General features: G+C 67.2%; 18 protein-coding genes. 7 read left to right on the top strand and 11 right to left on the bottom strand.

What is annotated here, in order from left to right; all coding sequences use genetic code 11:
- Window positions 1–5: 5 nt before the first annotated feature.
- The 9 genes from FHS02_RS01735 to FHS02_RS01695 form a co-directional block, all read right to left on the bottom strand.
- Window positions 6–1,679: a DUF1302 domain-containing protein gene (locus FHS02_RS01735; protein ID WP_137312518.1), complete on the bottom strand. Its 1,674-nt coding sequence runs from the start codon at window positions 1,677–1,679 to the stop codon at window positions 6–8.
- Window positions 1,680–1,915: 236 nt separating this feature from the next.
- Window positions 1,916–2,854 carry an NAD-dependent epimerase/dehydratase family protein gene (locus FHS02_RS01730; RefSeq protein ID WP_137312517.1) on the bottom strand — a complete coding sequence of 313 codons (939 nt, stop codon included), beginning with the start codon at window positions 2,852–2,854 and terminating at the stop codon, window positions 1,916–1,918.
- A 9-nt stretch (window positions 2,855–2,863) separates the two neighbouring features.
- Window positions 2,864–3,853 (bottom strand): fumarylacetoacetate hydrolase family protein, encoded by a 990-nt coding sequence (locus tag FHS02_RS01725; protein WP_137312516.1) that lies wholly within the window; start codon window positions 3,851–3,853, stop codon window positions 2,864–2,866.
- Complete coding sequence (locus tag FHS02_RS01720; RefSeq protein WP_137312515.1) at window positions 3,850–4,443, bottom strand: cupin domain-containing protein; 594 nt, start codon at window positions 4,441–4,443, stop codon at window positions 3,850–3,852. The genes FHS02_RS01725 and FHS02_RS01720 overlap by 4 nt, the downstream gene beginning before the upstream one ends.
- 9 nt (window positions 4,444–4,452) lie before the next feature.
- The gene (locus FHS02_RS01715) at window positions 4,453–5,583 is read right to left on the bottom strand and encodes an FAD-dependent oxidoreductase (RefSeq protein ID WP_137312514.1); all 1,131 of its coding nucleotides are present in this window, start codon (window positions 5,581–5,583) and stop codon (window positions 4,453–4,455) included.
- Window positions 5,580–5,939 (bottom strand): Rieske (2Fe-2S) protein, encoded by a 360-nt coding sequence (locus FHS02_RS01710; RefSeq protein ID WP_137312513.1) that lies wholly within the window; start codon window positions 5,937–5,939, stop codon window positions 5,580–5,582. The genes FHS02_RS01715 and FHS02_RS01710 overlap by 4 nt, the downstream gene beginning before the upstream one ends.
- A complete protein-coding gene (locus tag FHS02_RS01705; protein WP_137312512.1) occupies window positions 5,939–6,886 on the bottom strand; it encodes a VOC family protein in 948 nt (315 codons plus the stop codon). Before FHS02_RS01705 ends, FHS02_RS01710 begins: the two co-directional genes overlap by 1 nt.
- A 103-nt stretch (window positions 6,887–6,989) precedes the next feature.
- Entirely contained in the window at window positions 6,990–8,162 is a 1,173-nt protein-coding gene (locus FHS02_RS01700; protein WP_137312511.1) for an alpha/beta hydrolase family protein, read from the bottom strand.
- 141 nt (window positions 8,163–8,303) lie between these two features.
- Window positions 8,304–9,206: a LysR family transcriptional regulator gene (locus FHS02_RS01695; RefSeq protein ID WP_137312510.1), complete on the bottom strand. Its 903-nt coding sequence runs from the start codon at window positions 9,204–9,206 to the stop codon at window positions 8,304–8,306.
- A gap of 125 nt (window positions 9,207–9,331) precedes the next feature.
- Between FHS02_RS01695 and FHS02_RS01690 the strand changes: the two genes are divergently transcribed.
- From FHS02_RS01690 to FHS02_RS01680, 3 genes are read left to right on the top strand one after another with little or no spacing between them, the layout of a single operon-like run.
- The gene (locus FHS02_RS01690) at window positions 9,332–10,492 is read left to right on the top strand and encodes an ABC transporter substrate-binding protein (RefSeq protein ID WP_175424698.1); all 1,161 of its coding nucleotides are present in this window, start codon (window positions 9,332–9,334) and stop codon (window positions 10,490–10,492) included.
- A gap of 11 nt (window positions 10,493–10,503) precedes the next feature.
- Entirely contained in the window at window positions 10,504–11,565 is a 1,062-nt protein-coding gene (locus FHS02_RS01685) for a Rieske 2Fe-2S domain-containing protein (RefSeq protein ID WP_137312508.1), read from the top strand.
- The gene (locus FHS02_RS01680; RefSeq protein WP_137312507.1) at window positions 11,562–12,500 is read left to right on the top strand and encodes a PDR/VanB family oxidoreductase; all 939 of its coding nucleotides are present in this window, start codon (window positions 11,562–11,564) and stop codon (window positions 12,498–12,500) included. Before FHS02_RS01685 ends, FHS02_RS01680 begins: the two co-directional genes overlap by 4 nt.
- Before the next feature lie 240 nt (window positions 12,501–12,740).
- On the opposite strand, the gene FHS02_RS01675 is transcribed toward FHS02_RS01680, so the two are convergent.
- The gene (locus FHS02_RS01675; protein ID WP_137312506.1) at window positions 12,741–13,637 is read right to left on the bottom strand and encodes a LysR family transcriptional regulator; all 897 of its coding nucleotides are present in this window, start codon (window positions 13,635–13,637) and stop codon (window positions 12,741–12,743) included.
- 113 nt (window positions 13,638–13,750) lie between these two features.
- Here FHS02_RS01675 and FHS02_RS01670 point away from each other — a divergent pair, with 113 nt between their 5' ends.
- Window positions 13,751–14,800, top strand: a complete 1,050-nt coding sequence (locus FHS02_RS01670; RefSeq protein ID WP_137312505.1) for an alpha/beta hydrolase — start codon at window positions 13,751–13,753, stop codon at window positions 14,798–14,800.
- Window positions 14,801–15,174: 374 nt separating this feature from the next.
- Here the strand turns inward: FHS02_RS01670 and FHS02_RS01665 are convergent, their stop codons facing one another.
- Window positions 15,175–16,149, bottom strand: coding sequence for a LysR family transcriptional regulator (locus FHS02_RS01665; RefSeq protein WP_137312504.1), 975 nt, complete (start codon window positions 16,147–16,149; stop codon window positions 15,175–15,177).
- A 102-nt stretch (window positions 16,150–16,251) separates the two neighbouring features.
- Here FHS02_RS01665 and FHS02_RS01660 point away from each other — a divergent pair, with 102 nt between their 5' ends.
- The 3 genes from FHS02_RS01660 to FHS02_RS01650 all read left to right on the top strand — a co-directional run bounded on the left by FHS02_RS01660 (window position 16,252) and on the right by FHS02_RS01650 (window position 21,021).
- Entirely contained in the window at window positions 16,252–17,355 is a 1,104-nt protein-coding gene (locus tag FHS02_RS01660) for an alkene reductase (protein ID WP_137312503.1), read from the top strand.
- Window positions 17,356–17,418: 63 nt separating this feature from the next.
- Window positions 17,419–17,805: a nuclear transport factor 2 family protein gene (locus tag FHS02_RS01655; protein WP_137312502.1), complete on the top strand. Its 387-nt coding sequence runs from the start codon at window positions 17,419–17,421 to the stop codon at window positions 17,803–17,805.
- 225 nt (window positions 17,806–18,030) lie between these two features.
- Window positions 18,031–21,021, top strand: coding sequence for a sensor histidine kinase (locus FHS02_RS01650; RefSeq protein ID WP_137312501.1), 2,991 nt, complete (start codon window positions 18,031–18,033; stop codon window positions 21,019–21,021).
- The last annotated feature ends 27 nt before the right edge of the window (window positions 21,022–21,048 follow it).

Genomic DNA, 21,048 nt, shown 5'->3' with positions numbered 1-21,048 from the left:
TCTGGTTAAAAGGTGCGGCGCACGGACAGCGACACGAAATCGCGGTCCTTCATCGCCTGGCCGTAGGTGTAGGCCGACTGCGGCAGGTTTCGCGCCGCGTGGGTGACAACCGTCGGCGTATCCTCGCGGCCGTAGTAGTGGGTATAGTTCAGCGACACGTACCAGGCGCTTTCATAGACGGCGTTCAGGCCGGCGCTGATGTCGCCGCCGCGCTGCACGCCGAAGCTGTTGCCGAGGGCAAGCGAGCGGCCGGCCGGCGCGTAGCCCAGGCCGATGGGGACCGACAGATCGAGCCCGCCGGCCACCTGGCGGTAGCTGGGTTCATACACGACCCTGATCGCCGTGCCTTCGCGGCGCGCGTTCGGGTCGATCATCGTGGCGTTCTTCGTAATGCTGGTCACCCGGTTCCAGGCGATTTCGCCCACCAGCGATGCTTCGCGGGCGATGAAACTGGGGCCCAGCGAAGCCAGCACCGACACGTTCAGGTGCGCCGTGCGGCCCACCGGGTAGACCGGATTGCCGCTGTTGTCGGACGCCGCGGCGGGCCCGCCGAAGGCCGCGGGCACGAGGCCGAACAGGTCGGCCGTGCCGGCATGCGACAGCGGCGCGTTGTGGCGCACCGAAGCCTCGGCGGAGAAATTGAACTCGCCCAGCGTCGTCGTCGCGCTGGCGCCGTAGGTGCGGATCCCTTCGTGGTAATACAGCGAATACGTGTGCAGGCCCGGTGCCAGCACCACCTGCGGCGTCTTGTCGTGGTACCGCGCCGCGTAAAAGCCGAAGTCGATCCCCAGGCCTTCCGGGCTCCATTTCAGCTGCACGCCGCCCTGCCCCGAGTTCTTCGCCAGCCGGTCGTGCGCGCGTGCCAGCGCGACGGGCCGGCCGGTGGCATCGACACCCGTGTACAGCTGCTCGCCGCCCTCGTCGAGGAAGTCGACGGTGGAAAAATAGCTGCCGGCGCCCGGCAGGCGGCTCTTCTCCCAGCGGTACTGGTAATAGGCGCCGAGGCTGACATTGGCGCCGGCCTGGAGCTGGCCGGACACCTGGCCCACGGGCCGCAGCAGTTCCTTGAACTGCGTGCCCGGCACCGACAGGCCCTTGACGACATCGATCGGCTGCTGGGCGCCGGCGATGCCGTTCATGCCGAAGAACAGCGTTTCACCGTACACCAGCGCATGGCGGCCGGCGCGCACCGTGAACGGCATGTCGCCCAAGGTGCCTTTGGCGAACACGAAGGCATCGAGCAGCTCGGCCTTCCGGCCGTGCAGCTTGCGGGTCGCTTCCGTGAACTCGCTGGCCGGTACGGACGCCGCGTTGTAGGTGGGCTGGAACGGGTTGTCGGTGGAGCGGTTGTACATGCCGTCGTACCAGGCCGCACCGCTGACCCGCACGCCAATGTTGCGGTAGGTGGCGTCCAGTTCGGACAGCAGGTCGACACGGTTCGACACGAAGCCCTTGCCGAAATTGCGGTCGCCGTCATCGGTATTGACCGTGTTTTCGCCCGGCGTGACCTGCACGGCCGATGGATGCTTCAGGCGGTATGCGGCGCTGTACTTGACGGTATTGTCCCAGCGGACCGTCAGGTCGGGAACCGCCGTGGCGATTTCCGCGGCCTGCGCGCCGGCCATGGCGGCAAGCGCCGCAGCCACGGCCGCCGTCATGCATGCTCTGGTATGTTTCATCGTGTCTCCTTGGTTTTATGCGGGACGAACGGGCCCGCCGCGCAGGTCGTGTGCGCGTTTCTTGAGTTTTGTTGCTGCTGCGAGGTGATGCGGTGCCTGGGAAGGCGGGAGGGGTCTCCGTTTTCTTGTAGGTCAAGAATACCCAGCCCGCGCGGCGCCGAAAAATGGTTTATGGCGATGTGATGTATCGGGAAACCCGATGTCGCCGCGGGGGAGCGGCGACATCGCACTGCACGCTACAGGGCCCTGGCCACCAGCGCGTCGCTGTCGCCGTCATGGCGGAAACCCAGCCGGGCGGCGATGCCGGCCGCCTGCCGCGGCATCCGGCCGAACAGATGCTCGATGCGCGGCTCCGGCTGCCAGCGGATGCCGGCGACGGAATCCGCGCCGAAGCGCCTGGCCAGCGCGGCGACGACCTCCTCCACGGTCAGGCGCAGCACGGGCAGCGTGACGGCACGGCTCTCCGGCAGCAGCGCCGTGTCGAGCACCGCGGCGTGCACGAGGTTGTCGACACAGGCCTGCAGCGACATCCACCAGCATGCCGCCGCCGGCGATACGGGACAGGTGTACGGCTCCCCATGCTGGGCGGCGCGCAGGATGGCGCTCATGAATGCCGAACCATGGCCGGCCGACAGTCCGGGCCGGGCCACGATGCCGGGCAGCCGCAGCGAGATGCCGTCCACCAGGCCGCGCCGGGCCAGGTCGGCCAGCACGATCTCGGCCGCCAGCTTGTGGGCACCATAGCTGATGCCCGGCCGGGCCGGGGTGCTGTCGTCGATCGTATCGGGCAGGTTGCTGCCATACACGGCGATGCTGCTGGCGTAGACGATGCGGGGCGCCGCCTCCTGCGCGGCGGCACGCTCGAACAGCGCCAGCGGCGCCATCAGGTTGACGCGGTAGCCCAGCGCGGAATCCTGTTCGGCCTCGGCACCGGGCACGCTGGCCAGGTGGAACAGCACGTCGACCGGCAGGTCGAACATGGCGTCGAGTACCGGCTCGGCGCCGAAGTCGCCGTGGATGAGGCGTACGCGCCCGTCGTCCGGCGCGTCGCCGAATCGGCGGTCGACCAGCGTGAGGCGGGTGACCGGCGGCTGCCCCGGCAATCCGTGCGCCGCAAGCCGGTGCGCCAGCGCGGCGCCGACGAAGCCGCCGGCGCCGGTGATCACGATGTGCATGGCCCGCCCTCAGTCCGCGGCGGGGGCAAGGACCACGCGCTGGTCGATGGTGCCGAACGGCGCATTGCCCGCCCCGTCCCGCGCCTCCATCCACACGCGGTCGCCGAAGCGCATGAACTCCGTGCGCGGCGCGCCGTCGTCGATGATCTCGATCACGCGGCGCTCGGCGATGCAGGCCGAACCCGCCGCGCGGCTCTCGTTCGACACGGTGCCCGAACCGATCACGGTGCCGGCCGACAGGCGCCGCGTGCGCGCCGCATGGGCGATCAGCTGGCCGAAGCTGTAGTTCATTTCGGCGCCGTTCGGATTGCCGAACCACGCGCCGTTCCACTGCACGTGCAGGTCCAGCTTGACGCGGCCGTCATGCCAGGCGTCGCCCAGTTCGTCCGGCGTGATGGCGACCGGCGCGAAACTGGTCGACGGCTTGCACTGGAAGAAGCCGAAGCCCGTCTTCATCTCGCGCGGCCCCAGCTTGCGCAGGCTCCAGTCGTTGATCTGCACCAGCAACCGCACCTGGCGCAGCGCCGCGGCGGCGTCAGCGCCCATCGGCACAGGGCCGGTGATCACGCCGAACTCGCCTTCGAAGTCGATGCCCAGGCTTTCGTCCGGCAGCGGCACGTCGTCGCGCGGGCCGAGGAAATCGTCCGAAGCGCCCTGGTACATCACGGGAATCGTGTCGAAATCCGGGATGGGTTCGGTATTGAAGGCCCGCTCCATCAGCCGGCCGTGGTTCAGGAACGCGGAGGCGTCGCACCACTGCCAGGTGCGCGGCAGCGGCGCCGCGCAGGCCGCCGGGTCGAACGGGAAACTGCCTTCGGCCGAGCCTTCATTCAGGCTGTCGTACAGCGCCCGCAGCGGCGCCTGCACGTCATCCCAGCGCTCGACCGCGTCGAGCAGGGTGGCGGCGATGGAACCTGCATCGACGGCGCGCGACAGGTCGCGCGAGACGACGGCCAGCCGGCCATCCGGAGCGGCCGATTTCAGTGTTGCGAATTTCATTGTTTCTCCTCGCGCGCCGCCAGCGCGGCGCGCAGTTCGGGTTCATATTCGCCGTCGAGCAGCACGAACAGCATCCGGCACATGGCGCCCGAGCGGTTCGCCCACGCGTGGTTGGTGCCGCGCTGGATCACGATATCGCCCTGCGCCAGCGGCACTTCGCTGTCGTCGAGCACGAGCGTCATCGCGCCTTCGAGCACGATGCCGTAGTCGACCGACTCGGTCCGGTGCATCAGCGGGTGCGGGGAATCGGCCTTGACGGTGGACGCGGCGGCGTCGCCGATCTGCGTGAAGGCATCCTTCATCCGCGCCGCGCCCTGCGCCAGGAAGTCGTCGGTATCGGGCGGAATGTCGACGATGCGGATGCGCGAGCCGTGGCGCGGCGGCGGCAGCACGAGCGGGCCGGCGGTCGGGTCGGCGCCATTGCCGACCGGGGCCGGCGTGGCGGCCGTGGACCAGATTTCATGGAACACGGTGCCCGGGATCTTCTCGATCGGCACCACGGTCGGCAGCGGCCCGGCCTCGGCGACGATCGCCTTGCCGGCGGCGTCGTGGCCGGTGACGATGCGGCGGACGGGTTTCAGGGTTTCCATGCGCCGCCCTCAGATCGTCTGGGCCAGCGCGACCAGCGTCTCGCGCATGATGCGGCCGTGCTCGGCCTTGTCGCCGCCGGTGATCTCGATCTCGCCGAGGCGGCCGGAGTTCTCGACCACCATGCGGCAGCGTTCCCAGCGCCGCTCCTCGAACGCGGCCAGTGCGGCATCGACGCCGGGCTGGCGTTCCAGTTCCTCGGCCAGCACGATCGCGTCCTCGATGCCGATGCAGGCGCCCGATGCCATGTGCGGCGTGGTGGCGTGCACCGTGTCGCCGATCAGCACGACACGGCCGCGGTGCCACGGACGCGGCAGCAGCAGGCCTTCCAGCGGCCGGTAGATGACCTGCGAATCCTCCGCCAGCCGCGACCGGATGGCCTGCAGCGCGGGCACGTCGAACGGCGCCAGCAGGTCGCGCAGCATCGGCAGGAACTGCGCCGGATCGACATAGGTGCGCTCGGCGCGGTCTTCCGTCACGTACAGGTACATCTGGTCGTCCGACACGGGCGCGACGCCGGCCTTGATCTTCGGCCCCAGCCACATCATCGCGTGGTCGATGTATGCCGGCCTCGGCAGCACGGCGCGCCATACGCCCTGCCCCGTGTACTGCGGTCCCGCGGCACCCGGGAACAGCGCGTTGCGCATCGCCGAATACAGGCCGTCCGCGCCGATCACCAGGTCGTAGCGGCCGCTGCTGCCGTCGGTAAAAGCCACGTCGACGCCGTCGGCATCCTGCGCGAACGATGCGAAGGTGCAGCCCAGGCGCACATCGGTACCGGAAGCACGGGTCGCCTCGGCCAGGATCGCCGCCAGCACGGGGCGCATGATGGCGCCGCCGCCCGGCACGTCCGGCCCGGCCAGGCGGGGCGTGGGCAGGGTGGCGATGTGGTGCCCGCCGGACGTGTGCAGGTCGACGTTGTCGTGCGCGGATCCGCGCCGCACGAATTCGTCCAGCACGCCCAGCGTGCGGAATGCGCGCAGCGTGGCGCCGCCCAGGCTGATGCCGGCGCCGTACGAGCGCCATCCGGCATCGATCTCGACGAGGTCGACGCCGATGCCGCGCTTTCTCAGTTCGATGGCGGCGGCCATGCCGGAAAAGCCGCCGCCGACGATCAGCGCGCGTTGGACTGGATTCGTCATGTTGGTCTCCTTGCGCCTTGCGGCGCTATGTAAATATCGTTATCGGGTGTAAGCAGCAGCTCGACGCGCTGCAGGCCCTGCCCCAGGCAGGGCCCCAGCGTGCAGACGCCGGTGGCGATGTCGAACAGCGCGCCGTGGGCGGCGCAGACGATGCTGGTGCCGCCGGCGTTCAGGTAGGCATCCTTGCGCCAGGCCAGCGGCGTGGTTCCATAATGCGGACACGCGTCGCGCCAGCCGTGGACCGTGCCGCCCTGCCGCACCACCAGCACCGTGTCGCGCCCCTCGCCGTGCGGATCGAAGCCGCGCGACGCGCCGTCCGGTATGTCTTCCAGGCGGCACAGGAGCACGGCCGCCATCAGTGGCGTTCCGCGGCTCCCGCGGCGCCCGGTGGCGGGCCGCCCGGCGCCCAGTTCTCGCGCTTCTCGAACAGGAACAGCTGCGAGGCATCGGCGCCCGCCGGCGCCGCGCGGGCAGTCCATTCCTCGTCGTGCAGGTCCATGTCGGCGTCGTACTCGACATGGCAACCCAGCGGCGAGTTGAAATACCAGAACCAGTTCGAGCCCATCTTGTGGCGCCCCGGACCCCAGAACGACTGGTAGCCCTTGTTGACGAAGCGCGAGCCGGCTTGCATCACCTCGGTCGGGCCGCCCATGTGGAACGTGAAGTGCTCGATGCCCTTCATGAACGGCGGGGTCTGGATCAGGAACAGCGTATGGTGGTCCAGCGTGCCGGCCGGACGCAGGAACGGGCCGGCGCCCACCAGGCGGTCGGTGCACGCAAAGCCCAGGCGCTCCACGTAGAACTGCTCCGCACGCGCCACGTCGGGCACGAAGTAGACGGCATGCGAAAGCGTGCGCGGCAGCGCCGGCGCGTTCTCGTCGACGGCGACCACGTTCGGCTTGCGCTGCGCCGGCGCGCCGGGGGCGTTGATGGTTTCGGCCGGCATGTCCAGCGCGCGGCGCACGGTGACCTGGAAGCCCAGCACGAAGCCCATGTCGTCGACGGACTCGATGCTGCCGTCGGGCAGGCGCTTCACTTCGCGGTCGCGGCCAAGTTCCTCGGCGATGGCGCCGAGCGTCGCCTCGTCGGCCACGCCGTAGGTGGTCTTGCGCAGCATGCTGGCCGTGCCCATCGGCGGCGGCAGGCTGGCGTCGTCCTTGTGTGCCAGCACGATGGCGGTGCCGTCCAGCGCCTCGAAGCGGCCGTTGCCGGCGGGTTTCAGGCCGTAGTCGGTCAGGTATTGCGCGCAGGCGGCCAAGTCGTCCACGCCGAAGACCAGCGCGTCGGGTCCGATGATGTTCATGTTGTCTCCTGGAGAGTCTGATGTGTGATGTCTGGTGGTGCTGGTGCCTGGTGTCCGACACCTGCGGTGTCCGACACCAGTGACGCGAACTGCCGTGGCTCGCTTAAACGGCGGTGCGTCCGCCCAGCGTCTCCGCCACCCAGTCCGCGATGTACGCGCCGGCATTGGCGGAATTGTCGAAACTGGAGTGCTGCACGCCGCCTTCGCGGTCCGTGAAGACCTTCAGCTCGCGCCCCGGGCTGTTCACGAGCTGGTCGTAGGTGCGCTGTGCCCAGTGCAGCGGGATCTGCGAATCCTTCTCGCCGTGGGTGACGAGGAACGGCACCTTGATCCGGTCCAGCACGCCGTCGAGGTGCACGTTCTCGGCGATGCGCATGAAGTCGTCCATGTCCTTGGCACCCCACACCCAGCGCACGTGTTCCCAGTAATGGGGTACCGGGAAGCTGCCCTCCTTGGCCAGCCGGCGTTTCTGCACGTCGCGCCAGTCGTGGTTCGCGCCCCACACCACACCGCAGGCGAAGCGCGGCTCGAAGGCCACCGCACGCGGGCAGTAGTAGCCGCCCAGCGATACGCCTTCCAGGCCGATGCGCTTCGGATCGACGTCGGCCCGGCGCTCTGGTGTCGATTCCAGCCAGTCGACGACTTTCGACGCCCACCGTTCGCTGTCGAATACCGCCGTCATGCCGTGCAGGCGCAGGGCTTCGCCGGTGCCAGGCTGGTCGATGACGAGCGACGACACGCCGCGCTGCGCCAGCCAGCGCGGCAGGCCGACGCGGTACTTCATCTCCTTGGTGGAATCGAGGCCGTTGACCTGCACCAGGATCGGCGCCGGTCCTTCCACTCCCTCGGCCCGCACGAACAGGCCGGCGATGTGGCCGTCGCCGTAGGGGATCTCGACGCGCTCGCAGTTCTCGCCGGCCAGGCGGATGCCGCGGGCGAACACGTCGAGGAAGCGCTTGTAGAGCTCGACGCGGCCCGGCGCGCCATGCGCCTGCAGCCGCTCGGCGGTCAGGTAATAGGTCGCGGCGCGGCCGTATTTGTCGCCGGCGGAGATCAGGCGGCCGCGCCGCTCGTCTTCCTCGGCCAGGCCGCACAGCTTGTCGGCCATCGTGGACCAGGTGGCGCGGAAGGCGCGGGTGCCATCGGCATCGGGCTGGCGTGCCGCTTCCTGCAGCGGCGCGCACATCTCTTCGATCTCGCCGATTTTGGCGCCCATTTCGATGGCCAGGTCGACCGACAGGTTCCAGACGTAGTTGGTCGGGAAGTACTTGAACATGCTGTGATCCTTCTTCTATGGGTTGCTCGCCGGCCGGTGCGGGCCGGGCATGCTGGCAATATAGAGAAGGGAAGCGGCGGCGAAAAATGGATAATTTCCATGGCAGCCATCGACGGGACCGATACCTGGCCCCGCGGCGGGTCAGCCGGCGCCGAACAGTTCGACCAGCAGCCCGCGCAGCCACATGCTGGCACCGTCCTTGTGGTACTTGCGGTGCCAGTGCTGCTTCAGGTCGAACGGCGGTATTTCCAGCGGAGGTTCGAGCAGGCGGATGTCCGCCAGCCTGGCGAACGACTCGCCCACGGCCCGCGGCACCGTCACCACCAGGTCGCTCGCGGCGATCAGGAACGGGATCGACATGAAGTGCGGCGTCGACAGCACCACCCTCCTTTCGATGCGTTGCCGTGCGAGGAACTGTTCGAATACCTCCTGGCTGCGGCCTTCCGCCTTGATCACCGCATGCCCCATTTCCAGGAACGCGTCGAGCGTGAGCCGCCGCGCGCGGTAGGGATGCCCCTGCCGCAGCAGGCAGATGAAATCGTGCGAGAACAGCCGCTGCTGGAACAGGTTGCGCTGGTGCAGGTCGGGAAAATAGCCGACCGCCAGGTCCACGTCGCCGCTTTCCAGGGCGCGCGCCAGCTCGTCCGGCGGCATGCTGACGGAGCTGATCGACGCATCCGGCGCGTCGCGCTGCAGCCGGTCGAGCAGCTTCGGCAGAAAGGTCATCTCGCCGATGTCCGACAGCGCCAGCGTGAAACGCCTGCGTGTGGCGCCCGGCTCGAAATCGCGGCGCGCCAGCACGTCCGTCTCCAGCCTTTGCAGGATGTCGCGGGTCGGCGCGATCAGGTCCAGCGCGCGCGGCGTCGCCTGCATGCCCTGCGTGGTGCGCACGAACAGCGGGTCGCCCAGCGCCGTGCGCAGCTTGTTCAGGGCCACGCTGACGGCCGGCTGGCTCATGCCCAGGCGGCGCGCGGCGCCGCTCACGCTCTTCTCTTCGAACACCGCCAGCGCCACCGGCAGCAGGTTCATGTCGAATGCCTTCACGCCCACCTCTATTACGTTTTCGAATTCAGATTATGCAATAGATTCCATTTTCAGATAGACGAAATTGCGTGATGATCGTTGCACGACGGGCCGGTCAAGGCCCGCGACCATCAAAGGAGACGATCTTGCGCAACCTTGTTGTCGGCAGCGCGCTGCTGTCCTGTTCCCTCATGTCCTTCGCCGCCGAGCCGGTCCGCATCGGCGTCATCACCTCCCTGTCCGGCCCGGCGGCGCACAGCGGCGCCCAGATGAAAGCCGGCATCGACACCTGGATGCGGCTGCACGGCGCCAGCGCCGGCGGCCGGAAGATCGAAGTGCTGTACCGCGACGATACCGGCCCGCAGGCCGACGTGGCCAAGCGCCTGGCCACGGAACTGGTCAGCCGCGACAAGGCCGACATCCTCGCCGGCTTCGTCTTCACGCCGAACGCGATGGCCGCCGCCAGCGTGGCCGACCGGGCGAAGCGCCCGCTCGTGGTCATGAACGCCGCCGCCTCGGGCATCACGAAACGCTCGCCGTATGTCACCCGCACCTCCTACACGATCGCCCAGTCGGTCGTGCCGCTGGCGCAGTGGGCGCACAAGACCGGTTCGCGCAGGGTGTATTCGATCGTGGCCGACTATGCGCCGGGGCTCGATGGCGAGGAATGGTTCGACCGGACCTTCAAGGCGGCGGGCGGCGCGATCGTCGGCTCGGTGCGCGCGCCGCTGGCGACCGTCGACTACAGCGCCTATATACAGCGGATCAAGGATGCGAAGCCGGATGCGGTGCACGTTTTTCTGCCGAACGGCCAGCCGATGGTGTCGTTCATGAAGGCGTGGAAGGACAAGGGCCTGGACAAGGCCGGCATCCGCTTCCTGGGCGGCGAAGGCTGGGCCGACCAGGACGTGCTGGCACAGGGCGGCGAAGGCCTGGCGGGTATCTACACGGCGGGCTTCTACTCATATTCGCGCCCGGGCGCCGACAACGCGCGCTTCCGCGCCGAGTTCGCGAAGACCGTGAACGGCAAATTCGAGCCCAATTTCCTGGCGGCGTCCGGCTACGACGGCATGGCGCTGATCGCCGCCACGCTGGCCAAGACGGGTGGCAAGACCGACGGACCGGCCTTCATGACGGCGGTGAAGGGCTACAGCGCGGCCAGCCCGCGCGGCACCGTGACCATCGACGCCGTCACCAACGACATCGTGCAGACGATCTACATCCGCCGCATCGACAAGCAGGGCGGCGCCTTCGTCGCCAGTGAAATCGACCGCTACGACGCGGTCAAGGACCCCGTCAAGAACTAAAGGAGACCGACATGACTGATTCCGCAACTTTCCCCCTCAACCGCTGGTACGTGGCCGGCTTCGACTGGGAAGTGAAGGATGCGCCGCTCGGCCGCACCTTCCTCGGCCGCCCGGTCGTGCTGTTCCGCGACGCGGCGGGCAAGATCGCGGCGCTGGAAGACCGCTGCTGCCACCGTGCCCTGCCGCTTTCTTGCGGGCGCGTCGAGGACGGCGCGCTGCGCTGCGGCTACCACGGCCTGCTGTTCGCGGCGGACGGCCAGTGCATCGACGTGCCGGGCCAAGGCAAGATCCCGACCAAGGCGCGGGTGGCGCCCTACCCCGTGGCGGTCGTGGACCAGGTGATCTGGATCTGGATGGCTCGCGAGGTGGACGGAAAAGCCGGTGGCCAGCCGGACTGCGAACCGCCGCGCGTGCCGGCGCACGCCGATCCCCGCTACCGCTTCAAGGGCGGCGCGTTCCACTACCAGGCGCCCTACCAGCTGATCCACGACAACCTGCTGGACCTGAGCCACGTCGGCTACGTACACACCAAGACCATCGGCGGCAATGCCCGCGTGCACATGGAAGCGCCGACCAACGTGGCCGCCGACGGCGAACACGTGCGCGTGGTACGCCAGATGAAGAGTTCCCAGCCGCCCGCGACGTACACCGCGGCGTGGCCGTTCAAGGGCCTGATCGACCGCTGGCAGGAAATCGACTTCCACGTGAGCCACCTGCAGATCTTTACGGGGGCGGTCGATGCCGGCTCGGAGTCCATCGACAATCCGGACCGGGGCGGCTTCCACATGCGCGGCTTCCATGGCATCACGCCGGAAACCGCGACGACGTCGCATTATTTCTGGACGATGGCCGCGTCCAGCCACCCCGACCAGCCGGACAACCTGGACACGGTCCACCGGCAGACCGCCGACACCTTCGAGGAAGACCGCGAGATCATCGAAGCGCAGTGGAACAACATGCAGCGCTTCGGCCAGCCGCCGATGGTGGACATCCACGTGGACGCGGGCGCCAACCGCGCGCGGCGCGTGATCGCGCTGCTCGATGAGCGCAATGCGGAGTACGCACCGCAATGAAAGCCGTCATCCGCAATATCGTCAACGCCACGGCGGAGGTGAAAATCCTCGAACTGGCGGCGGCGGATGGCAGTGCGCTGCCGCCGTACGAACCGGGCGCGCACCTGGACGTGACGCTGCCGAACGGCATCACGCGGCAGTATTCACTGTGCTGCGCGACGCCCTCGCCGCAGCGCTACCGGATCGCCGTCAAGCGCGAACCGCAGTCGCGCGGCGGTTCGGCGTGGCTGCATGACGCCGCGACCGAAGGCACGCACGTGGAGATCGGCGCGCCGCGCAATGCGTTCTCGCTGGTGCCCGGCGCGGCGGCGCACCTGCTGTTCGCGGGCGGCATCGGCATCACGCCGGTGCTGTCGATGGCGCATGCGCTGGCACGCCGCGGGCTGCCGTTCCGGCTGGCCGTGTTTGCCCGCGCGGCGGAGCTGGTGCCGTTCGCGGACGAGCTGGAATCGCCCCCCCTCGGGCCATCCTGCAGCGTGCATTGCGCGCTGGGTCCCGACGATACCGGCCTGAAGATCGACGCGCTGCTGGCCGCCGCGGCGGACGGCACGCACGTCTACGCCTGCGGACCGGCGGCGTTCATGGATGCCGTGACCGCGCGGGCCGTGGCGCGTTTCGGCCCGGACGCCGTGCATACCGAATCGTTCGGCGCCGCCGCGCCGGCCGCCGGGGACCGCCCTTTCGTACTGCGGCTCGTACAAAGCGCTCGCGAGATCGCCGTGCCGGCCGACCGTACCGCCCTCGCCTGCCTGCAGGAAGCCGGGATCGACATCGACTCCTCGTGCGAAGTGGGCGTGTGCGGTACCTGCCTGACACGGGTGCGCGACGGAGAAGCCGATCACCGGGACAGTTACCTGACCACGGCGGAGCGGGCCGGATGCTTCCTGCCCTGCGTATCGCGCGCGGTGACGCCGGTGCTGGAGATCGAGCTTTGACGGGACCTGCTGCGTCCGTCGCCGGGCCGCTCCAGTGCACCGGCCGGGCGCGGTGCAGCCAGCGACTTCGGCTGGCTGCCCGGCCTGTGCTCCGCTTGTGGATCGCGAAGTCGATCCGGCTGCGATATCTTTCGGTTAGTTGCAAATTTTGAGGGTTAACGCTGGGTGGTGATCGAAGGGCCGATGCTGGCGGGAGTCCTTTCGCCCCGTCGGCTCGACCACGCTTTCCATGGCTGGGCATTAGCGTGCATTCGCCTTGAGCGCTTCGACCAGCAGCGAAAACGCGGGCGTTTGCTGCCGGCGGCTGGGATAGTAAAGGTGATACCCGGGAAACAGCGGGCACCAGTCCTCCAGCACCCGCAAGAGGCTGCCCGCCGCCAGGCAGCCCGCGACCTCGTCCTCCGGCAGGTAGGCCAGGCCAAATCCGGCCAGTGCCGCATCCTTCAGCATGCCGATGCTGTTGAAGGCCAGGCAGCCGTCCACCCTTGCCTTCAGTTCGCGCCTGCCCTTCTTGAAGTGCCAGATGTAGTGGCCGCGCGATGTCGACAGGCTGAGGTTGATGCATTGGTGGGTGACGAGGTCCTGCGGGACCTTGGGCCGCGAACGCGCCTGGAAATACGCTGGCGAGCCGACGATGGCCGCGCGAAAATCCGGCGCGATGCGCACGGCGATCATGTCCTTGTCGACATGCTCGCCCATGCGCACGCCTGCGTCGAAGCGCTCGGCCACGATATCGACCAGGCCGTAGTCGGACGTGACGGCGACTTTCACATCGGGGTATTGCGCCAGGAATCCCTGCAGCACCGGCCACAGCACGGTTTTCGTCGCATGCTCGACCGACGTGATGCGGATGGTGCCCGTCGGTTTGCCACCGAGCTCGCTGAGCGCGGCCAGGCTGGCATCGAGTTGATCGAGCGCCGGAGCGAGCGTGTCGATCAGCCGCTCGCCGGCTTCCGTTGGCGCGACACTGCGCGTGGTGCGCGTCAGCAGCCGCACGCCCAGGCGCTCTTCCAGGCGCCGCACGATCTGGCTGAGCGCCGATTGCGACAGCCCGAGCCTGGCGGCGGCGCGCGTAAAACTGCGTGCCTCGGCGACAGCCAGGAACACGGTCAAATCGGCCATTTCTTCCCGGCGCATTCATTACTCCAGCTTATGGGCTCACACACATTATAGGGGCTAATCATGTGAGTGGCCGGCCGCTATAGTGGCTGTCACCGATCACCACTGCTGCCCCGGTATAAAGGAAAACCATGAAACCCGCATTCACCGATCCGAACCAACCCGATGCAACCCGCCGCACGGTGCTGGCCGGCGGCGCTGTCGCCGCTGTCTCGGCAACGCTGTCGATGGCGGCCCTCGGCGCCGAACCGCCTGCCGCCGATCCTGCCGACGCGACCAGGACGCAGGAAGTCCAGTTCCCGAACAACGACATCAGGATGGCGGGAATCCTGTTCTTCCCCGAAGGATTCACTGCGACCGGAAAGTACCCTGCAGTCATCGTCGTGCATCCCGGCGGCGGGGTAAAGGAACAGACTGCCAGCCTGTATGCAAGCGCCCTGGCGCGGCAGGGCTTCCTCACGCTGGCGTTCGACGCCTCCCATCAGGGCGCCAGCGGCGGCATGCCGCGCTTTCTCGATGACCCGATGCGCCGCGTGGGCGATATCTACAGCGCCGTCGATTACATGACCACCCTCCCCTACGTCGACAACGCCCGCATCGGCGCGCTCGGTATCTGTGCCGGCAGCGGCGCAACCGTCAAGGCGGCATCGACCGATCGCCGCATCAGGGCAATCGGCACGGTCAGCGCCGTGGACGTGGGCGCGGCGTTTCGCCAGGGGTGGGACGGCAAGGGCAAGGTCGCCGACCAGATCAAGACGCTGGACGCCGCTGGGAGGCAGCGCACCGCGGAGGCCGGCGGTGCGGCGCCGGTTTACATCCCTTACGTGCCTGCCGTCGGCGACCGTTCGGCCCCGTACGATCTGCAGCAGGCAGCCGACTATTACCTGACGCCGCGCGGGCAGCACCCGAATGCGCCCAACAAGATGCTGCTGGCGAGCGCCAGCTACATGATCGCGTTCACCGGCTTCGATCGCCTCGAGACGCTGACCCAGCCAGTGATGATCGTCGCCGGCAGCAAAGCCGGCTCGCTGTGGCACAGCAAGGCGTTGTTCGCCAGGGCACCAGGCAGGAAGGAGCTGGCCGTGATCCCGGGCGCGACGCATATGGATCTGTACGACGGACCGGGTATGGGCCTGGCGATGGCCAAACTGGGACCCTATTTCAAGCGCAACCTCGCGTGACCGGCAAGGGATGACGATGCGTGGGGTGCGGATGCGATACCCTTTTCGTCAGCCGCTCTAAATCGCTCCAACACGATCTCGAATCATCTACTACGGTCCCGAATCAGCGTTGCACGGAAAAATTTGGACCGGAATCGACTGTTCCTGGCAAATCTCGCCGCGAATTAGACTGTCTGGCTTCGGCGTTACAGACCGTTTCAGACCGTTCCGGTTCATCGTTAGGCTGTTTTAGCGGTCCGCTATCGAAGAATGCCCGCCAGTCGTCAGTGTGGATCCACGCGAACGCTACGCGTTTCACGCCCGTTCGGGTATCGTTCAAATGAAGTTCGAGTTGCAGGAAGCGTACGACGAACGCCCGTATCGGACCATGCTGTTCAAGGCCTTGCAGGACGGTTGGCATCCCTCATGAAATCGACAAAGACACGCAGCTTCCCGGGCATATGAGAGCGATGGGGATAATAGATATGAAATGCGTCGTCAGTCGCGCTGTCTTGCGTGAGGATGCGCACCAAGGATCCGGCAGCTATTTCCTGGCGCGCGAAGTCTGCGTAAGCGAAGGCGATCCCGGCACCGCGCACCGCCGCATCGATGACAGAGTGCATATCGTCGACTATCAAGCGGCCTTGCACATCGATCTGGACCATCTGGCCGGCCACCTGGAATTTCCAGTCGAACAGCCTGCCACCAAATGAATAGCGCTGCCGGATGCAGTCATGCCCGAGCAGGTCCTCGATACGCTCGGGGCGCGAGCGCTCCCGGAAATAGTCCGGTGCCGCCAGCACGACACGTCGTTGCAAGCCGCCTAGCTGCACGGCGACCATGTCGTTTTGCACTTTCCGGCCCAGGCGAATGCCGGCGTCGAAACCCGCGCTGACAATATCGCTGAGCTGATTGTCCAGCGATATCTCCAGATTGATTCCCGGGAATGCGGCGAAGAACGCATCGACATGCGGTTCGACCAGAATGCGATAAGCCACGTATGACAGGTTTATTCGCAGCAGACCCGACGGCCGGTCCGCGCCGTGGCTGACCTGAACCAGGGCGCCGCGAATGCTGGCAAGTGCCGGAGCAATGGCCGCGTTTAACGCAGTACCGGCCTCGGTCAAGCCGACGCTGCGTGTGGTGCGGTTGAACAACCGCACGCCGAGTTGTTCTTCGAGAATTTTAATCGTACGCGACATCGCGGTGGCCGTTACGCCCAGTTCCGCGGCGGCCTTGCCAAAGTTGAGCACCCGGGCAGCCGCCTCGAACGCCATCAGCCCCGGGAGGTGGATTGGTGTCAGTGCCGAGGGGTCACTTGCTAATCCCATGACGGGCGGCGACTTGATGATTATGTCGTTTTTGATCATTCCGTATCTCGGTTTATGGCGATTCACTTCATTATCAATGATCCTTAAAGTAGCCGCATAGCGAACTTCACTGAACCGCTCCACGACTGACAAGGAACCACGATGCCCGACAACAGCTTACTTACCGACCTCTTCACTCCCAGTAGTTTCGGCGCAATCGCCACTGCAAACCGGATCGTCATGGCTCCTGTCACGCGCAGCCGCTACGGTGAAGACGGCGTACCCGGCATGTTGCACGCGACGTACTACGCCCAGCGTGCCAGTGCTGGTCTGATCGTCTCGGAAGCAACCAACATTTCGCCGCAGGGGCGTGGCTATGCGGCGACACCTGGCATCTGGAACGATGCGCAAGTCGCAGGATGGAGGCGAGTTACCGATGCAGTCCATGCAGTGGGCGGCAAGATCGTCTGCCAGCTATGGCACGTCGGCCGTTTCTCTTCCGTGAAACTGCAACCCGATGGCGGCTCACCGGTTGCTCCTTCGGCGATCAAGGCAGAAGGCAGCACTTATACAACGGAAGGATTCGTGCCGGTCTCAATGCCGCGCGCGCTGGAAACCGACGAAATCGCCGGCATCATCGCGCAGTATGTACACGCCGCGAAGAACGCGCTACGTGCGGGATTCGACGGTGTGGAAGTGCACTCGGCCAATTGCTACTTGCTCGACCAGTTCCTGCGCGACGCCACCAATCGACGCACCGACCAGTATGGCGGCACACTGGAAAACCGCGTGCGTCTGACGCTCGACGTAACAGAAGCAATTGTCGCCATCTGGGGCGGAAACCGCGTCGGCATTCGCCTGTCACCCGTCACACCAGATGTCGGCAACACACCGCTCGACAGTAACGTCATGGGCACCTACGGCCACCTGATCCGCGAACTCAACCGATTCGAACTGGCCTACCTGCATATCGTCGAAGGTACCACCGGCGGCTCGCGTGTCGTGCCGGACAATGTCGACCTCGACCAATTACGGGCCATGTTCAACGGCCCCTACATTGGCAACAACAATTACGACCTCAACCTCGCCATCGATCGGCGCGCGCAAGGAAAAATTGATGCAGTGGCATTTGGGCGCCTGTTCATTGCCAACCCCGACCTGGTGGAGCGTCTGCGTCGCGGGAAGGAACTTGCCATCGCACCGCGCGAGTCTTACTACAACGGCGGTGCAAAAGGGTTCACCGACTGGCCTGTCGCCACTTTGTGATCATCTACGCCACGGCGGGCGCACCGTCCACCACCTTTAAACCAATCACATCAGGAGCAAGACATGAGCAAGAATATCAAAGCCGTACCGACAGCCGATTACAACGGTGTCATCGCCGTCGCCCAGCACTACGTCGACGGCCTGCGCACCGGTAGCGTCGAACAGGTTGCCCAAGCATTCCATGAGGATGCCGTGATGTACGGTTTCACCAATGGACAGCTGTTGGGTGGGCCAATCGAAAACTTGTACAAATTTGTCACGCAGAACGGAAAAGCTGCGGAGATCACTACGCGCCTGGACGTGCTGGCGATCACGCCCACCACTGCCGTCGTACGCGTGGACATGGAGCAGGATGCCATTGGTGCAGACTACAACGACTATCTCACCTTGATCAAAATGGCAGGCGACTGGAAAGTCATCGCCAAGGTGTACCACCAGTTCGAGGCCTGACATGCCTCTGGCGGGTCAGTTCGACCGCCCCCTCATTCCAGCCGGATTGTTGATACGATCCCATCGGCCATACCGCCGCGGGCGTGTGCCCTGATCGGATACATCAGTCGACAATGCTCAGGTGCCGCGGCGCTGGAACATCGCAAGCCCCGATCGACCAACGCCCTGCCCCGCCCTCAGCGGGAGGTTTCGGTTACACTGCGCCCGTTACTGACCAGGTCGTCCATGTTCCCGCCCCTTCGCACCATTTCCAAATCCTTCGTCGCCGCGGCACTCGCATGCCACATCGCGGCCGTCATCGCAGCGCCAGCCGAACCGGCTGAAAACCAGCCGGTCATCGCGATGCAGCACACCAGCTGGACGGCCAGCGACGGCGCGCCGACCGGCATCTCGGCCATCGCGCAGACGCCGGACGGCTGGCTGTGGATCGGCGGCGCCGCCGGCCTGTTCCGCTTCGACGGCGCCCGTTTCGAACGGGCACGCGACATCGGCCTGGAGCCGCTGTCGTCGAGCATCACGCACCTGGGCGTGCTGCCGGATGGCGCGCTGTGGCTCGTCTACAAGTACGGCGGCGCCAGCCTACTGGCCAATGGCCGCATGCGTCACTTCCGCGTCGGCGAACATGGGACGCCTGCGGGTTCGAGTTCCGGTCTTGGCCAGGATGGCGCGGGCCGGCTGTGGCTCGGTACGTCCGGCGGCGGCCTGCGGGAGATGGGTGCCGATGGTGTGTGGCGCAAGCCGGCGGCGGCGTTGGCCGCGCCGGGCGGCTCCGTCCAGGCGATGCTGCGCGATCGCGGCGGCACATTCTGGGTGCGCACCAGCGACGGCGTGTTCTCGCTGCCGAAAGGCGCCGGCCGCTTCGAACGCAAGCTCGATGTCACGGGGAACGGCATATTGGCCGAGCACCCCGATGGCAGCATCTGGACGTCCGACCTGATGCGTCCCGGCCTGCACCTGCTGGCGGGTGCACCCGGCACCGATCCGAAGACGTGGCAGATCGACGACCGGCTCAATGCCTTCCTGTTCGACCGCGCCGGCAACCTGTGGCAGCCGGATTACCGCGGCGTACTGCGTCATTCCGCGGGACGCCAGGCACCGCAGCAGCGCACCGATGCCGAGCGTGGGCTCTCCGGCCTGCATGGTTTTACCGTGTTCCAGGATCGCGAAGACAATATCTGGGTCGGCACCGAGAATGGCCTGGACCGGTTCCGGGCCGCGCGCCTGAAGGCTATCGACCTGCCGCGCTACACGGCCGGTGCGCGCCCGCTGGCGCCGCGTCCGGACGGCGGCGCGTGGGTCGACCGCTCGGCGCTGGCCGGGCCCGATGCGGCGGCGGTGCCGTTCGCGCCGCCATCGTCGAACCTCGACCTGACGACCGCGCTGCATGCCGGCGCCGATGGCACGCTGTGGAGCGGCGGCATCGGCGGCCTGTGGAAGGTGCGCGACGGGAAGCGGGAAGCGGTGCCGTTGCCGGCGGGACTGGTCGATCCGCAGCACACCGCCATTTTTTCACTGGCCACCGATGGGGGCGGCGCACTGTGGGCCAGCATGGGCCGCCGAGGCCTGTACACGCTGCGCGATGGCAGCTGGAGCGCGCATGGCGGCGTAGCCGGGCTGGCCGGCTTTGCCGTCACGGCGATGACCGCCGACCCGCTCGGGCGCATGTGGTTCGGCTCCACCGACGACCAGCTTGCGCTGCTCGATCGCGGCAACGTGCGCAAGTTCAACCGCGCCGACGGACTCGCCACCGGCACGGTACTGGCCATCCTGCCCTCCACCAATGGCGCCTGGATCGGTGGCGAAAACGGCCTGGCGTGGTTCGATGGCCAGCGCTTCACGGCGGTCACCGGCCAGGGCGGCGAACCGTTCACCGGCATCACGGGACTCGTGTTCGCGCGCGACGGCACGCTCTGGATCAATGGCGGCGCCGGCCTTTCCGCCATCGCGTCGGTCGATCTGCGGCGGGCAGCCGTCGATGGGGCCTACCGCGTGCGTTTCGAGCGCCTCGACTACCGCGATGGCCTGGTCGGCACCGCCAGTTCCATCACGCCGCTGCCGTCGGCCATTCGTGCCTCGGACGGCTCGCTATGGTTCTCGACGATGGCGAGCGTTTTCGCGTTCGATCCCGCGCAGCTGCCGCGCAACGGCCTGGTGCCGCCGGTGTACGTGACGGCGCTGAAGTCCGGCGGCAAGGCATGGCCGGCCCGGGAGGGCATGCTGCTGCCACCGCATACCAGCGCGCTGGAGGTCGACTTCACGGCGCTGAGCTACCGCTCCGCCGAACGCGTGGGCTTTCGCTACCAGCTCGAGGGCGTCGACCATGGCTGGCAGGACGCCGAAGGACGCCGCGCCGCCCATTACACCAACCTGGCGCCGGGCCGCTACCGCTTCCGCGTGATCGCTTCCAACGACGATGGCGTGTGGAACGAGCAAGGCGCCGTGCTGTCGTTCGAGATCGCGCCGAGCCTGACGCAGACGCTGTGGTTCCGCATGCTGTGCGCCGGCGGCGTGGTCGCCGCGCTGTGGGTGCTGCACCGGATGCGGCTGCGCCGCGTGGCGCGCGGGCTGGCGGCCAGGATGAACGAACGTCATGCCGAGCGCGAGCGCATCGCCCGCGAGCTGCACGACACGCTGCTGCAGTCGATCCAGGGCCTGATCCTGAAGATGACGGCCGCCGTGTACCGGCTGCGGGACGGCGAGCGCGAACCGCTCGAGGCGGCGCTGGAGCAGGCCAACCAGGTGCTGGCCGAGGGGCGCGACCGCGTGGCCGGACTGCGCGGCGTGCCCCTGCCGGCCGGCGGCCTGGCGCAAGCCATCGCCAGCCACGGCGAGCCGCTGGCACGCGATCACGGCGTGCGCTTCAGCGTGGTCACCGAAGGAAAGGCGATGCCGCTCGACGAAGCGGTTGCCGAGGAAGCGCTGGCCATCGCACGCGAGGCGGTGTGGAATGCCTTCGTCCACGCGCGGCCGCGCACGGTCACCGTCACGCTGTGCTACGCGCCGGCGGAATTGAGCATCGCCATCGTGGACGACGGCCGCGGCATGCCGCGCGAAATCGTCGACGATGGCGGCCGCCCCGGCCATTGGGGCATTCCCGGCATGCGCGAACGGGCCGCGAAGATCGACGGCGCGCTGGAACTGGCGACGTCCGCGCAGGGCACCGTGTGGACCTTGCGGGTGCCCATGGCGACGGCTCGCGCAGCAAGTGCACGATAACGCCGATACCAGTTACCGCTGATACCC

Source organism: Pseudoduganella umbonata (assembly GCF_014192225.1).
GTDB classification, from domain to species: domain Bacteria; phylum Pseudomonadota; class Gammaproteobacteria; order Burkholderiales; family Burkholderiaceae_D; genus Rugamonas; species Rugamonas umbonata.
The sequence above is the reverse complement of the archived record's forward strand: the minus strand, read 5'-3'. Positions and strand labels throughout refer to the sequence as shown.